Annotated in this window: 12 protein-coding genes; 10 read left to right on the plus strand and 2 right to left on the minus strand. The window is 59.4% G+C overall.

The window, feature by feature from the left end; all coding sequences use genetic code 11:
• Positions 1-133: 133 nt before the first annotated feature.
• The 5 genes from BR04_RS05820 to BR04_RS05840 all read left to right on the plus strand — a co-directional run bounded on the left by BR04_RS05820 (position 134) and on the right by BR04_RS05840 (position 6,164).
• Complete coding sequence (locus BR04_RS05820) at positions 134-1,282, plus strand: dynamin family protein (protein WP_496355059.1); 1,149 nt, start codon at positions 134-136, stop codon at positions 1,280-1,282.
• A gap of 75 nt (positions 1,283-1,357) precedes the next feature.
• Entirely contained in the window at positions 1,358-2,434 is a 1,077-nt protein-coding gene (locus BR04_RS05825; protein WP_496355060.1) for an Lcl C-terminal domain-containing protein, read from the plus strand.
• A gap of 126 nt (positions 2,435-2,560) precedes the next feature.
• Positions 2,561-4,675 (plus strand): dynamin family protein, encoded by a 2,115-nt coding sequence (locus BR04_RS05830; protein ID WP_496355061.1) that lies wholly within the window; start codon positions 2,561-2,563, stop codon positions 4,673-4,675.
• A gap of 90 nt (positions 4,676-4,765) precedes the next feature.
• Positions 4,766-5,026: a hypothetical protein gene (locus BR04_RS05835; RefSeq protein ID WP_496355062.1), complete on the plus strand. Its 261-nt coding sequence runs from the start codon at positions 4,766-4,768 to the stop codon at positions 5,024-5,026.
• A gap of 322 nt (positions 5,027-5,348) precedes the next feature.
• Positions 5,349-6,164 carry an EF-hand domain-containing protein gene (locus BR04_RS05840; protein ID WP_496355063.1) on the plus strand — a complete coding sequence of 272 codons (816 nt, stop codon included), beginning with the start codon at positions 5,349-5,351 and terminating at the stop codon, positions 6,162-6,164.
• A gap of 52 nt (positions 6,165-6,216) precedes the next feature.
• Here the strand turns inward: BR04_RS05840 and BR04_RS05845 are convergent, their stop codons facing one another.
• Together BR04_RS05845 and BR04_RS05850 are read right to left on the minus strand one after the other, a co-directional pair.
• Positions 6,217-6,906: a response regulator gene (locus BR04_RS05845; protein ID WP_496355064.1), complete on the minus strand. Its 690-nt coding sequence runs from the start codon at positions 6,904-6,906 to the stop codon at positions 6,217-6,219.
• A gap of 24 nt (positions 6,907-6,930) precedes the next feature.
• A complete protein-coding gene (locus BR04_RS05850; protein WP_496355065.1) occupies positions 6,931-8,490 on the minus strand; it encodes an ATP-binding protein in 1,560 nt (519 codons plus the stop codon).
• 169 nt (positions 8,491-8,659) lie between these two features.
• Between BR04_RS05850 and BR04_RS05855 the strand changes: the two genes are divergently transcribed.
• Genes BR04_RS05855 through BR04_RS05875 form a run of 5 tightly spaced genes read left to right on the plus strand, consistent with a single transcriptional unit; the run spans position 8,660 to position 13,958 of the window.
• Positions 8,660-9,121, plus strand: a complete 462-nt coding sequence (locus BR04_RS05855) for a hypothetical protein (RefSeq protein WP_496355066.1) — start codon at positions 8,660-8,662, stop codon at positions 9,119-9,121.
• A 58-nt stretch (positions 9,122-9,179) separates the two neighbouring features.
• Positions 9,180-11,195 (plus strand): HlyD family secretion protein, encoded by a 2,016-nt coding sequence (locus tag BR04_RS05860; RefSeq protein ID WP_496355067.1) that lies wholly within the window; start codon positions 9,180-9,182, stop codon positions 11,193-11,195.
• A complete protein-coding gene (locus tag BR04_RS05865) occupies positions 11,192-12,460 on the plus strand; it encodes a TolC family protein (RefSeq protein ID WP_496355068.1) in 1,269 nt (422 codons plus the stop codon). The genes BR04_RS05860 and BR04_RS05865 overlap by 4 nt, the downstream gene beginning before the upstream one ends.
• Positions 12,457-13,281 carry a polyphosphate polymerase domain-containing protein gene (locus tag BR04_RS05870; protein WP_496355069.1) on the plus strand — a complete coding sequence of 275 codons (825 nt, stop codon included), beginning with the start codon at positions 12,457-12,459 and terminating at the stop codon, positions 13,279-13,281. The genes BR04_RS05865 and BR04_RS05870 overlap by 4 nt, the downstream gene beginning before the upstream one ends.
• Positions 13,275-13,958, plus strand: a complete 684-nt coding sequence (locus tag BR04_RS05875; RefSeq protein WP_496355070.1) for a DUF4956 domain-containing protein — start codon at positions 13,275-13,277, stop codon at positions 13,956-13,958. Before BR04_RS05870 ends, BR04_RS05875 begins: the two co-directional genes overlap by 7 nt.
• Positions 13,959-13,965 lie beyond the last annotated feature (7 nt).

Genomic DNA, 13,965 nt, shown 5'->3' on the forward strand with positions numbered 1-13,965 from the left:
TATGGCGTCGTGTGTTAACATGCTTCTTGCTTTATCAGATCAGGCTGAGAATGTTTAGCTTCTTTTACCAATGCCCGGACTTTTGGAGTAGTTACAGTTCTCGGAATTTCCGGAGCTGTCCCGCAAGGGGATTGTGGGGTTTGGCGGAGCCTTTTCCGCAGGCAAATCCTCGCTTCTCAATGCCCTGATCGGCCGGAAAATCCTTCCTGCGGAGGTGGACCCCACCACAACGGTGCCCGCCTTCATCCTTCGGGGCAAAGAAGAGGCCATCAGCGCCATCAACCTCTTTGGCCGCAAAATTCTCCTGTCTGCGGAAGAGTTTGTGGCCCTCACCCATGATTATGAAAAAATCCACGGCACCCCCATGGGCCATGTACTGAAATCCGCCCACCTGCTGCTGCCGGATTTTGGCTGGGAGAACCTCGCCTTTCTCGATACCCCCGGCTATTCCAGGGCGGATGGGGCGGAAGAAGATGGCCTGGATGCCCGTGTGGCCCGCTCCCAGCTCAATACGGCCCAGTTCATGGTCTGGATAGTAAGGGCCGAAGCCGGAACCCTGCCGGAAAAGGATCTGAATTTCCTTGCTACCTTACGTCCTGAAATTCCCAAGCTTTTCATCCTCTCCCAGGCGGACAAGCGGGAGGAAGGAGATGTGCGGGCCATTGTGTCCCTGATCCGGAATGCCCTTGAAAAACGGGGCATTGCCTTTGTGGATGTCCTGCCCTTTTCCGCAAGAAAAAAGAGCCTTTACCCCAAAGAAGCCATCACCGCCTGTTTTCACCGCTGGAACACCCGGCCACGGGAAGTGCTTTTTGCCCGGAACTTCAAGGTGCTTTTCATCCGCTTCATCCGCTATCTGGACGAGCGGAAGCGGGACGCGGAAAGAAGCCTCAACCGTGTGCTGACCCTTGCGGACGACGGAGACATCCGCAAAGACATCGAAGAGCTTCAGAGCCGCATTCAGAGGGAACACCGACAGCTTGAGGAAGAAAGAAACATCCTCCTGGGCCTTTCCGCCACCTTCTTCCGGGAGCTGAAAGGGGTGGGGGGCAGGGTGGGCATTGAGATCCCGGAGCCTTCGGAAATGGATCTTCTGTCTCCGGACAGGACGGATCTTCTGGAGCTGCTGAGAACCTACAGAAAAAAGGAGAAGACCCCGGAAAGGGGGCTTGAAGCATTCCTGGGGCCTCTGGAAGTAAGGGCCGTATGCGGAAATCTCGCCCGGATCATGAGAACTGAGGCAGAAAACCTGAAGCCTCTTCTTTCTCCGGCCTCTCCATGAGAAAAGAAAAAACAACGGAAACCATGAGGTTTTGAAACCCTTCAGGCCGTCTGCCTGAACAGAGGAGATACAGCCATGACCCAGGCCAGTCCCCTGCACCAGAATCTGGTTCAGATGCTTCACAACATGAAACCGGATTTTTTTCCTCTTCCGGAACACAGTGCCCGGGCCTGTGATGCCCACACCCGGGAGCGTTACCTCACCCTGCTGACGGCCCTGGCCCTTCAGGACAAGAAGGTCTCGGAAAATGAATCCCGCCTGATCCGCCTCCTTCAGGACAGCCTGGGGCTGGAGGTGCGGCTTTCCGCCCTGTTTGAACAGGCGGGAAATCTCGATGAGGAAGGCTTGAAGGATTTTTTCCGGGCCATGGGAGAGGCAGATCTTCACAAAAGCTTTCTTCTGGATGGCCTGATCCTCTGCCGTCTGGATGGCCCCCTGAATCCCGGAGCCTTGGAGGTGCTGGCCCATCTGGCCGAGCTTTTTGCCGTGGAGGGAGAGGAGCTGAAAATTCTGGTGGGTCTGTCCTGTCATATTCTGGGTATTCAGAATGAAACGCCCATTCCCTTTGAATGGAATCACAGCTTTTACAGCCATTGGCATTCTGTCTTGCTGGGAGGAGGAAAAAAATTGACTATACAGAGGATTGAAGCCGGTTTGCCGACTTTACTGAACCCTGCTCTTTTTCAGGCTCTTACTGCTACGGTTCTGGATGAAAAAACGGGCCTGGAGTGGATGCGCTGTTCCCTGGGCCAGACTTGGAATGGCAGGGGCTGTACGGGAGAGGCCAGGACATTTACATGGGATAACGCCATGGAGGCGGCAAAAAAAATCAATGCAGAAGGGGGCTACTGCGGTCACAGGGACTGGCGGCTTCCCACCATAGAAGAACTGAATACCCTGGTATATTGCAGTTCCGGTAAACGTAAAAACTGGCAGCCGGGAAGTGAAGGAGGGGAGTGTGAGGGAAATTTTCAAAGCCCGACCATCAACCTTGTCGCCTTTCCCGATACCCCGGCTTCCGGGTTTTGGTCTTCCTCGCCCTTTGCCGACAGTACTGACGATGCGTGGTACCTCTATTTCGACTACGGCTATGTCAGCGACGGCGACGAGCACGACTACGGCCATGTGCGCCTCGTGCGCGGCGGACAGTGATTTTGGCTTTTGGCATCCGGATGTCCGGATCAGGCCCTGAAGCTTAGGCCTGCTCCGGTCCCTCTTTTTTTCTGATCTGGGTGCGCGCAGCGCACCCGCCATATTTTTAAAAACAGGAGAGTTTCCATGCCCGATTCCCATCTTCTTCGCCTTGAAACCCTGGCCTCAGACCTTGCCCCCTGGCGGGAATCCTTCCCCGAAGGCATCGACTCCCTTGCCTCCCTGTCGCGGGAATTCCGCACCCGGCTGCACCGCTTCCGCAGCGAGGAAAAGCGCCTGAGCATCGGCATTATGGGGCAGGTGAAGGCGGGCAAAAGCAGCTTTGTCAATGCCCTGCTCTTTGACGGCCTTCCTGTCCTGCCCGAGGCGGCCACCCCCAAAACCGCCAATCTCACGGCCATCTCCTGGGGCGAAACGCCCCTTCTGGAGCTGGAATACTACACGGAAGAAGAATGGCAGGCCCTGGAAAGGGAGGCCGCATCCCAAGGCTCCCACCCCGAAGCCAGAATGGCAGGGGAAATCATGGCCATGGTAAAGGCCTCCGGCCTCAACCCCATGGATAAAATCCGCATCGCAAAAGAAGCCCTCCCCTTTGGCGGCCCTGAGGATCTGGTGTCCGTTCTCAACGATTATGCCGGAGAAAACGGGCGCTACACCCCGGTCATCAAAATAATCCGCATCCAGCTTCCCATGGAAGCCCTGAAGGGCCTTGAGATTGTGGATACACCGGGCATGAACGACCCCGTTCTCAGCCGCACGGAAAAAACGAGGGAATACATGGCCCGCTGCGATGTGGTCTTTTTCCTGAGCCGGGCCGGACAGTTTCTGGATGTTTCAGACACGGATCTCCTGGCCCGCCAGCTTCCGGGCCGGGGGGTGAAGCGCATGGTGCTGGTGGCCTGTCAGTACGATGCCTCCCTTCTGGAAGACGGTTTTAACCGGGAAAGCCTTGGGGCATGTGAAGAGAACCTGAATTCCCGCCTCTGCCGCAGGGCGGAAGAGGAAATGGAAAAACTGGCTTGTCAGTGTGATGCCTCGGAAAGGCCCGCTGTGGCTTCCCTGATCCGCACCCTGAAAACCCCGGTTCTGGCCAGCACCTTTGCCCATGGGTTCGTCTCCTGGCCCCAGGAAAAATGGGGCAGAACCATGAACCATATCCATAATGAACTCAAGGAACTGGCAGAGGAGGAGTGGAACACTACCTTTACGCAGGAAGACTGGCAGCGCATCTCCGGCTTTGACCTCCTCCTTGCCCATTACGGGAAGGCCAGAGAAGAAAAGGAGGACATCCTCCGCCAGCAGGAGCTGGGCATGCTGCCCGAATCCCTGGAGGAACTCCGTCAGCGGATAAACGATCTTTCTGACAGGGTATCAAGACGTATGGACATGATGACCAGAAACGATCTTTCCGCGATTCAGGCCCAGAGGAAGGCCTGTGAAGACCGAATCCGTTTCATTGCTGTGGTGCTGAGCGAGGTGATAGGGGCTACGGTCACCGGCATTGAAAAGGCCAGAGCAGAAATTCTGGCGGATACCCTGGAATCCATGAATGATTTTTCAAAAATCAATACCCGGACAGGCACGGAAACCAGCACTTCCTACAGAACCGTCAGCACTTCCAAATGGTATAAACCCTGGACATGGGGGGACACAACGGACATTGCCACCACCCATAGCCATTCCTATCAGTATGTGCGGGTATCGGATGCCGTGGAAAAGGTGACTGGCTACGGCAATGAGACGGCAGCATCCATCAACCGTAAATTCAGTGCAAGCTTTGATCCTCAGCAGATCAAGATTGATCTTCGTAAAGCCCTTTTAGAAAAAATGGGTACGGAGAGCCGCGATTTTGACCCTGGCTGGTTCCGCAGTGTCATTGAGCAGGCCATCCGGGAACTGCGTATCCCCGCCCTGAAGATGGATATCTGGGATATGACCGAGGTGATCACCCGGCAGTTTCAGGGGGAAATTCGTTCCGATAAGATGGACAGCCTCCTTATTCTTCTCAGCAAGACGCTGCACAGCACCTTTGCCCGCCTCAGGGATGTTTTTGAGCCTGCGGTGAGGGAAGTCTGCACCCAGCTGGAAAGGGTTCAGCGGAACCTTGAGAATACCCTCACGCAAAAATTCCACGAAGAGATGAAAATGGTGGAAGCCGCCTTTGCGGACAAGGAAAGGGAGATGGCCTCTTATAAAAACCTTCTGGCCCGTCTGGAAGAAGAGGGAAAAAAAGGCCGCTGAGATCTGATGACGCACCCATGAAAGGCCCTTTTCCCACAGGGAAAGGGCCATGGACAAAGCCTTTTCAGGCTTTCGGAAAAAGGAGATCCCATGACAGAAAAAATGGAACTTCTGGAAAGCAGTCTTCTCTGCCTTCTCATTCCCCAGCCCCTGCATCAGATCCGGAAAATGGTAAGGCAGTCGGCGGAGGAAAAATATGGGGAAGCAGGTATTCCTGCCAGAGAACTTGTTGTGAAAGTGCTTCCCTTTTCCGGAATGCCGGGATCTTCCCTTCCCCAGAAGCTGATACCGTTCTTCATGCCTGTGGGGCGCTGCACGGTGGAGGTATGGAGAAAATACGGATCTTTGTGACAGACTGCATACAAGGCGGAGATCTGCTGGAGTCTTGTCAGGTTGTGAAACGCTGTGGAAAGTTTCGATAGACGCCATACCCTGTGGAGAGGAAGGCTTTCGGCCTGCCTCAAAACCTGAAAAACGCCCCCTCCCCCCGTATCCCCACCTTTCCTCCACATTCCCTCCATCTTTTCCCTCTAGGGTGAAATGGGGATTTTTATCCCCGGCAGATCTGATCCACACCCTGAAACGGAAGGAGGGATGCCGAACCTGCATGTGAAAAACGGGATGCCCGCTGGAAAGCGGGCGGAAAGATCACCTGTAACGAAAGGATACGGAGATGATCAGTGGTCTGGGTACCCGCTCCTATACCTACAGCCTTCAGAACCGGTATGCGGAAAGCAGCGCCTCTGCCGGTCTGACGGAAGCGGGCGGCGGGAGAACCGGAGGGGCTGAAGCGGCCAGCACCTCCCTGGAGGTTCAGGAAAAAGGACAGCGGCCGCCCCTGGGGCCGCCTCCGCCCATGGGCGGGGTGGACTGGAGCATGGCGGAGTCTCCTTCTGTGGAAGACATGGCCGCAGAGGTGATGGCCGGGCTGGACGCGGATGGCGATGCCCTGCTCACCCTTGAGGAATCAGGATTGTCCGAAGAGGTCTGGAGTGCGCTGGATACGGACGGAGACGGACAGGTGTCTGCGGAGGAAGTGGCCGGAGGGCTGGAGGAAACCCTGGCCAGTTCCGCCATGGAGCCTCCGCCTCCGCCTCCGTCGGAAGGAAGCCGGGAGGGCGGCGGGCCTCCGGGAGGCATGGGGCCTCCCCCCTCTTCCGGGGACATGGCGGCGAGCCTCATCGATGAGCGGGATGCCGATGGCGACGGCCAGTTGAGCCTTGAGGAATCGGGTTTTGACGAGGAACTCTGGACTTCCATGGATGAGGACGGAGACGGATACGCCAGCTCTGCGGAGCTGACGGCCCACGCCGAATCCAGAAGAAGTGAAGGCGGGATGCCTCCCATGCCGCCTTCAGGGGAGAACAGCGCCGTCTCCGCCGGAATCCGGCAGGCGGGGCTTCAGGCCTATGGGGCCATGGCGGCCCAGTCCATGGGCCTTTATGCCGCAACGGCAGGCTCGGGATCCCTTTCCGGTCTTTTTGCCTGAACGGGCTTTTTTTTTACACCGGGCCGGAGACGTATTGCCGGTTCCGGTGTCTTCACGTCCTTATCTCACTGAGCCTGTAGCCCACCCCGTACACCGAGGCGATGACTTCCTGATCCGGAAGCAGGACGGCGATTTTTTTCCTCAGATTCTTGATATGGGAATCAATGGTGCGGTCATAGCCTTCAAAATCATAGCCCTGCACCTGCTGAAGCAGCTCATTTCTGGAAAAAACCCGGCCGGGCCGTTGTATGAAAATCTGAAGAAGACCGAACTCGCTGGGCGTGAGCTTCAGGGCGGTTCCCGAAACCGCGGCTTCGTGGGCGGCGGTGCTGAGGGAGAGGGGGCCCCAGGTGAGGATCTCGGGGTTTTCCGGAGGCCGCAGGCGACGGAGAACGGCCTTTACGCGGGCCACGACCTCCCTGGGGTTGAAGGGTTTGCAGATGTAGTCGTCCGCCCCGATTTCCAGCCCGACGAGCCGGTCCACCTCATCCACCCGCGCTGTGACCATGATCAGGGGCACGGTGGAAAATCTGCGGATTTCCCGGCAGAGGGACACCCCGTCCATGCCGGGCAGCATCAGATCCAGCAGCACCAGATCCGGCGGATGCTGGCGCAGCCGGGCCAGCACCGTATCCCCCCTGTGCAGCACCGTGACCCGGAACCCGCTGTTCACCAGATAGTCCCGGTGAAGGGCCGCAATCTTTTCCTCGTCTTCCACCACAAGGATATGCTGTTCCGCCACCTCATCTCCTTTTTTTTTGTGCCGTTATACGGTTTTTTTTCTGAAGGTCATCACGATGCGAAGCCCCATCCGCGTACCGGCCTCGGCCCGGATTTCCCCCCGGTGGGTCTCCATGATCTGACGGCAGATGGACAGGCCGAGACCACTGCCGCCCATGGCGCGGCTTCGGGCCGTGTCCACCCGGTAAAGACGGTCAAAGAGCAGGGGAAGGGAGTCCGGAGGCACCCCGGGGCCTCCGTCTTCAAGAAAGAGACGGAAGCTTTCCTCCCCTTCTTCTTCCCAGGCCGTAACCGGGCCGGGGGGGGTGGCGTAGCGGAGGGTGTTTTCCATGAGGTTGGAAAAAAGCTGGGTGAGCCGGTCGGCGTCGCCCAGGGTTTCGTGACCGGGAGCCTGCATCCGGAGATCCAGCTCGAATCCCGCGCTCATGAGCCGGGGCCGGAAAGTCTCCACTGTCCGGGTGAGAATGGCGGCAGGCCGCAGGGGCCGCAAATCGCAGGTCAGGGCGCCGGATTCGGTCTGGGCGATCTGGTGCAGATCCTCCACAAGCTTGGAAAGATGCCGCACTTCCTGATCCAGGGACCGGAGGTTTTCCTGCGAGGACGGACGGATGCCGTCGATGAGGGCTTCGATCTCCCCCCGGAGGATGGCCAGCGGTGTCCGGAGCTCGTGGGAAATATCGGAAAGCCACTGCCTGCGCATGGCTTCGTAGCGGCTGAGGGTCTCGGCCATGCGGTTGAAGTCTGCGGCGAGCTGGCCCAGTTCATCCCTGCGGGTTTCGGGAATCCGGGCGTCAAACCTGCGGAGGGACAGGGCGCGGGTGGCTTCCGTGAGGCGGAGTATGGGGGTTAAAAGCCATCTTGAAAGCAGCAGGCCCATGAAGACGGAGAGCAGAAGCACCACCGCCGCAACACCGTACAGGGCGCGCGTCTGCCGGGTTATGAAATCAAAGTCCAGGGGATGGCGCAGACTCTCGTTTTTCCGGAGCCCCAGCCAGCCGATGGTGCGCCCTTTGGAAGTGAGTTCCCTGAGGGCCTGCCCTTCGGAAGAGCGCGCCGGTCCCGCCACGGGACGTTGTCCGGCATCGAATACGGTGAGCGTGTCCCAAAGGGGACGGGGAAAGGGGCCGGGCATGTCCGTCGTCACAGGCGGTCGCGGTGCCCCCTCTCCGGGGGGAGGCGGCATGGGTGCCGGTGCCTCGCCATGGGGTGCTCCGGATTCCGGCCGGAAAGGCGGTCGGGGCGGCGCGGGATTCCTGGGGGGATCCAGGGGCATGGAAGGCCCCTTCTCATGCAGGGCTTGCCTGACCATGCGGTGGAACGCACCGGGATTCCGACCCAGGTTTTCCCAGCTGCCTTCCTTTTCATGGAAGGCGATCAGATCTTCGGCAAGACCGTCCATACCTTCCAGCAGGGTGTGGGCCATGTAATCGGAAAAGTTGTGGTAGGAGAGCGCCATCATGGAAAGGCTCATCCCCCCCACCAGCACCAGGGCGTAGCATCCGAAAAGAATCATGAAACGGAGCGGGAGTTTCAGTTTTTTTCTCCATGTTTTCTGGATGGATGAAAAGGATAGGGGAAGGGCCATCGGATTCCCTTTCGTACTGTACGCAGCCTTTCCCGGAAATTCAAATGCTTCCCGCAGCCCCCACAGCATCCCCATCAGCTCTCCACAGTCTCTCCATATTTTCCCGCTACGATTGGTTCGGCTGACAGAAAAGAGCCCTTTCATTCATCCCCTTATCAGGAGGTGGCGCATGGGGAATACCCGCGCTGTTGTTTTTTTGTTTCTGATTCTTGCTCTGGGCGTGTGCGTTTCGGCCTCGGCCCGTGAGCAGCGGGGGCCGGGCAGACCGCCGGGCCTTCCCGAAGCCCTGAAGTTTCTGATGGACCGTTCCGCCATGGACGCAATGGCCGTCTCCGTGCTGGCGGACATGAGCGGAGAGGCGGAGGAAATCCTTTGGGAAAGGCTGGGCGATGACCCTGTCTTTGATCTCATCGGAGAGCTGGATGTGGACAGGGAGGCCTTCCGTGAGGCCATGGATCTGCGGGTCATGGAGAGGATTCGTGCTGCGGAAAAAAACGGTCTGCTCACCCGCAGGGAGGTGGAAAAGGCCGTGGTATGGATACAGTCCCGTCCGGAAGGGCCTCCGGAGGCGGGAGGCCCCGTGCCCTTTGGGGAGCCGCCGCCTGACGAGGACAGGGGACGGCTGGACTGATATGCTCCGTCGGTTTGGGGAAACCGGCGGCAATCACAGAAAAAGCGGGAGAGCGGGAATGGCGGGAACAGGACGGCTGGGTGCATGGCCCCTTGCGGCGGCCTGGGTGGGAGGTCTGGCCCTGGTGGTGGCCATGGGCCTTCAGGACAGGGCGGAAACGGAAGCCTTTTACGGTGTGGCGGAAAGCCGGGAGCGGGTTGTGAATGCGGATATTCCCGTGGAAATCCGGCGGATTCATGTGGTGGAGGGGCAAAGTGTTGAAAAGGGCCAGCACCTGGTGGAACTGGCCAGCCCGGAACTGGATCTGAGGATCAACGGCATTGCCCACCAGCTGGAAGCGCTCACGCTCCAGCAGGACATGGGAGCGGCGGATCTCAAAGCCAGAATCGCAAGGCTCGAAGCGGAAAGGCACTCCCGAACCACGGAGATGGACAATGAAATCCGTCAGCTGGAAGCCCGGCGTCGCCTGAACCGGGAGCTTGCGGGAAGTCTCAGAGGCCTGGAGACGGGATCTGTGGAAGCGGAAGCGGCTTCGGAGCGGTCTCAGGATGCCCTCGCCCTGAGAATCGCCCATCTCAAAAAAGAGCGGGATGCCGCCCTTGCACCGCTGGATATCGAGATCCGTCAGTACCGGGACAGTCTCCGCGCTTCCGCGGGCCCCATGGCTGTGGAGGCCGAACGTCTCCGCAGGGAGCTGGAAATGCTCACCACGGAAAGCGGCGGTCTGGCCATCCATGCGGAGATTGCCGGAATCATCGGTTCCATCCACTTCAAGCCCGGAGAAAAGGCCGCTCCTTTTGCGCCCATCCTGACCCTGCATCCCCAGACCCCTTCCTTTGTGAAGGGCTATCTTTTTGAAAACGCCTCCTTTCCCGTGGCGGTGGGGGACAGCCTCCGGGTCGCTGCGGTTTCCGGCGCGGCATCGGGCCTGACCGGAACGGTCGTGGGGGTGGGTGCGCGGATTGTGGAATATCCCCTGCGGCTGCGCAGACATCCCGAAGACCGGATGTGGGGGCGGGAGGTGCTGATCCGCATCACGGAAGACAACTCCTTCATCCTTGGGGAAAAGGTGCGTATCGCCGTCATCCGGGATACGCCGGACTGGCTGGATCTCGCTCTGGACTGGTTTTCCCCGCGCTCTGGCCTGGCGGAGGGGCTCAGAAAGGCGGTCTTTTCATCTTCCCCTTTTTCCCGGCCCCGTCCCATTCTTGCGGAAACCCATCCGCCCCTTGAGGCTTCGGGCATTCTCCTTGCGCCGGAATGGGGCGGGTACGCGGTGATCAGTGATGAAACGCCGGAAAGCGCTCCCTGCCTTCACATCCTCTCGGTTCAGGGAGAGGCTCTGGGGGAAATCCCCATTGAAGGGCTGGGGCCGGTTTCGGATCTGGAAAGCATCACGCGGGACGCTTCAGGCCATGTGCTGGTGGCGGCGTCCTTAAGCGAGAACAAAAAGGGGCGGCGTAAACCCGGCCGTGGGGTTCTGGCAAGGCTCCGTAGGGAGGGAGACGTCTGCCGGGTTTCCGGAAGGCTGGATCTGTACGGTCTTCTGGAAAGGGCGGCGGAGGCCTTTCCGAAGGAGGCCTGGGCCGGTTTTTTCCGGCGGGGAGTGGCCGCCCGCAGCCTTGACATGGAGGGCATGACGGTTTCCGGAGACCGCCTGTTTCTGGCCTTCAAGGCTCCGCTGAATGAAAAGGGAGAAGCCGTGATTCTCGAAGTGGCGGGAATGGAAGAACTTTTTGCGGGAAGGGAGATCCTTGAAAATCAGGTGAAGGTATGGCGCACCCTGCGTTTTTCCGGGGACGACAGGGCCGAAAGTGAGCGGATTTCCGATATGCAGCAGATCGGAGGTCATTTCTTTTTCACCACCGTTTCCCCAAGGGACAGGGACGGAAAAAGATCCGGATCGGTCTGGCGGCTGGATGCCGGGGCCAGGGAGCCTGTACGGATTGCCCGGTATGCGGGGCTTGCGGCCGAGGGCCTCTGCGCGGCCATGGAGGCGGGCCGTCTTGCGGTGGTTTTTGATCAGGGCGGACAGGCTCCCTCACGGTTCGTCTTTCTGGAGCTTGCCCCATGAACGCCTTCCCTGCCCTGCTGGCGTTTCTGCTCTTCTGCCTGTCACCTGTGACGGAGGCCATGGCCACAGAAACGCTGCGGCGGATTCCCATGGCTGGAATCCTTGCTTCAGCGGAAAAGGACGCCTCCCTTTCCCGTCTGAAGGCGCTGGAAGCCTGTGTGGCATCCGCCCCTTCCAGCACCCCCTGGCTCGACAGGGTGGAGATCCGCACCCGCCTTGAAGACATGGACGATAAAAAGCAGCAATACGCCCTGCGTTTCAGCCCCAGAGGCTGGGGAGAGACGGAAGCGGGACTTCGCCTGAAGCACATGAAGGCCGCCTCCGTGGGCCTTTCCCGCGCCCGCCGCTACGGCGCTACCCTGAAGGCGCGTTACGATCTCATCCTCGACAGTCTGGAAACGGAGACGCGCATGGAGTTTGAAAAGGCCCTGCGCGTTCATCTGGAGGACGAGATCCGTATTCTGGAAACCCTGGGGTCGGGCGATCCGGACTTCCGCGTCACCGATCTCCTTGCCGTGCAGGAGGCGCACACGGCCCGTCATCTGGAAATCATCCGGCTTGAAAACCGGCTTTCCGGTCTGGCCGCCGCCATCGGAGTCCTCACCGGGGGGGAAAGCGCGCTGGTTCTTGAAACGGAGCCTCTGATTTCCCCCGAGGTGGTGGCGGAAAGGCTCCTTCATCTGCCCGAGGCCCTTGCCGCGGACAGTCCGGTGCTGGCGGCGGGCCGTCAGAGGGTGGATCTGGCACGGGAACACTATGCTCTGGAAGTGGCGAAATCCAGGGATTACCTGAGTTTTGTCGAGCTGAGCTATGACACGGACGCTTCCGGTGATGCGGAGAGGGCGGTGGGGCTGGAGCTGGGCCTGAGGCTGCCCTTTGTGAACCGGGACCGGGAGGTGGTTCAGGAAAGGATGCAGGACTGGATGGAGGAAAGCCGTCAGTATGAGGAAACCCTGCGGGAGGGCATGGAAAAGGTCACAGCCCTGCGTTCCGGGCTGAAGCGTCTTCTGGAGCAGCACGCCCTGCTCTCCGGCCGGGAAAGCGGCCGCATCGCCGCCTCCCTTGAGATCTGCCGGCGCATGGACGGTGGCAATCCCATGGACACGCTGAAAATCCGTGAAGCCATGATCCGGAACGGGATGGGCATGGCGGAAATCCGTTTCGGGATTCTCCGCCGCTACATCGATCTTCTGGATCTTCAGGGACAGCTTGCCGCAGAACCCCGCATCAACCACCTTGCGGCGTCCGGAGAGGCCCTGCCATGAAGGAAACCGTCTCCCCGCTTTTTCTGGAACGCTATGAACTGAAATACATGATTCCCCTTTCCCTGGTGAAGCCCATCTCGGACTTCGCTTCCCTCTACTGCGCGCCGGATCCCCACACCCTTGCCTCGGATACGGGATACTACCGGGTCACCACCCTTTACCTCGATTCCCCCCAGGCCCTTTTTCTCCGTATGCGGCTGGAGGGTGCGGAAAACCGTTTCAACATCCGGGTGCGGGCCTACGGAGAGACTCCCGGCCCGCCCTTTCTGGAAATCAAGCAGAAATACGGGCAGGTGATCCGGAAATACAGGGCCGGGATCCAGGATTCGGACTGGCAGCGGGCCTTCACCCATCCCGGCTGCGGACTGGCCGGAAAGGATGGAGATTCCGAAGAGGCCCGCAATCTGAGGCTCTTTGAGCGGGTGGTGTTCACCCATCAGGCGGAGCCGAAAATTTTGACCCAGTATCTCCGGAGCGCCTGGATCAGCCGGGTGGATGCCTATGCGCGGGTCACCTTTGACAGAAACCTCCGCTACATGGAGGAGGAAGGATGGGAACTTGCGCCCAGGGAGGCGGATATGCGGCCCTGCGACGAGGCGGGCTGTTTTGATCCCGGATGCAGCGTGATTCTGGAGCTGAAATGCCACGCCGCCAGCGTGCCCCTCTGGATGATCGAGATGATCCGGTGTTTTCAGCTCCAGCGCAGGAGTTTTTCCAAATATCTGAACGGCGCGCGGGCCCTGTTTCAGAGCCGCCGGGGGATGCCCGGCCCACGGAATCCGGTGCGTGAGGCCGGATGGATCAAGGAATTTTTATGCTGAGTGAACTGATGTTCCGGGTGGCGGCCCCCAATACCGAGCTGGCCCATACCTTCTGTCTCGTTCTGATCGCCTTTCTGCTGTCCACCCTTGTGGGCCTCACCTATGTGAAAACCTTCCGGGGGCTTTCCTATTCCCACAACTACGTGCAGGCCCTGATTCTGGGCGCCATCGTTTCGGCCATGGTCATGCTGGCCATCGGCGACAGTCTGGCCAGAGGGCTTGGGATGATCGGCGCCATGGCCATGATCCGTTTCCGTACCAGCTTCCGGGACGCGCGGGACATCCTTTTCATGTTCGCTTCCCTGGCCGCGGGTATCGGGTGCGGGGTGGGGGCGTACAAGGTGGCGGTCATCGGAACGCTTGCCTTCGTGGGGGTGGCCCTGATCCTTCACGTTTCTCCTCTGGGCCGGACGCGGGCCTTTGACGGCATGCTCCGTTTCAGCTGCGAAAACAGCCCCCGGAACCAGAGGGTTCTGGAAGATCTGCTGAAAACATACTGCAAGACCTTCGTGCTCATCACCCTGCGGGACATGCAGCAGGGTGAAAGGCTCGATTATGCCTATCAGATCCGGCTGAAAAAGCCGGGAGGCGCGGAGCTGATCACCGCCCTCTCCACGGGGATTCCCTCGGCCAGGGGAATCGGACTCATGCTTCAGGAAGCCACCATCGAACTCTGAGCCGGAA

It is taken from the genome of Desulfobotulus sapovorans DSM 2055 (assembly GCF_059569355.1).

Bases quoted from the DNA above. Each gene is read 5' to 3' on its own strand.
- BR04_RS05825 (WP_496355060.1), top strand. From the start codon at position 1,358: ATGACCCAGGCCAGTCCCCTGCACCAGAATCTGGTTCAGATGCTTCAC.
- BR04_RS05830 (WP_496355061.1), top strand. From the start codon at position 2,561: ATGCCCGATTCCCATCTTCTTCGCCTTGAAACCCTGGCCTCAGACCTT.
- BR04_RS05835 (WP_496355062.1), top strand. From the start codon at position 4,766: ATGACAGAAAAAATGGAACTTCTGGAAAGCAGTCTTCTCTGCCTTCTC.
- BR04_RS05840 (WP_496355063.1), top strand. From the start codon at position 5,349: ATGATCAGTGGTCTGGGTACCCGCTCCTATACCTACAGCCTTCAGAAC.
- BR04_RS05850 (WP_496355065.1), bottom strand. From the start codon at position 8,490: ATGGCCCTTCCCCTATCCTTTTCATCCATCCAGAAAACATGGAGAAAA.
- BR04_RS05855 (WP_496355066.1), top strand. From the start codon at position 8,660: ATGGGGAATACCCGCGCTGTTGTTTTTTTGTTTCTGATTCTTGCTCTG.
- BR04_RS05860 (WP_496355067.1), top strand. From the start codon at position 9,180: ATGGCGGGAACAGGACGGCTGGGTGCATGGCCCCTTGCGGCGGCCTGG.
- BR04_RS05865 (WP_496355068.1), top strand. From the start codon at position 11,192: ATGAACGCCTTCCCTGCCCTGCTGGCGTTTCTGCTCTTCTGCCTGTCA.
- BR04_RS05870 (WP_496355069.1), top strand. From the start codon at position 12,457: ATGAAGGAAACCGTCTCCCCGCTTTTTCTGGAACGCTATGAACTGAAA.
- BR04_RS05875 (WP_496355070.1), top strand. From the start codon at position 13,275: ATGCTGAGTGAACTGATGTTCCGGGTGGCGGCCCCCAATACCGAGCTG.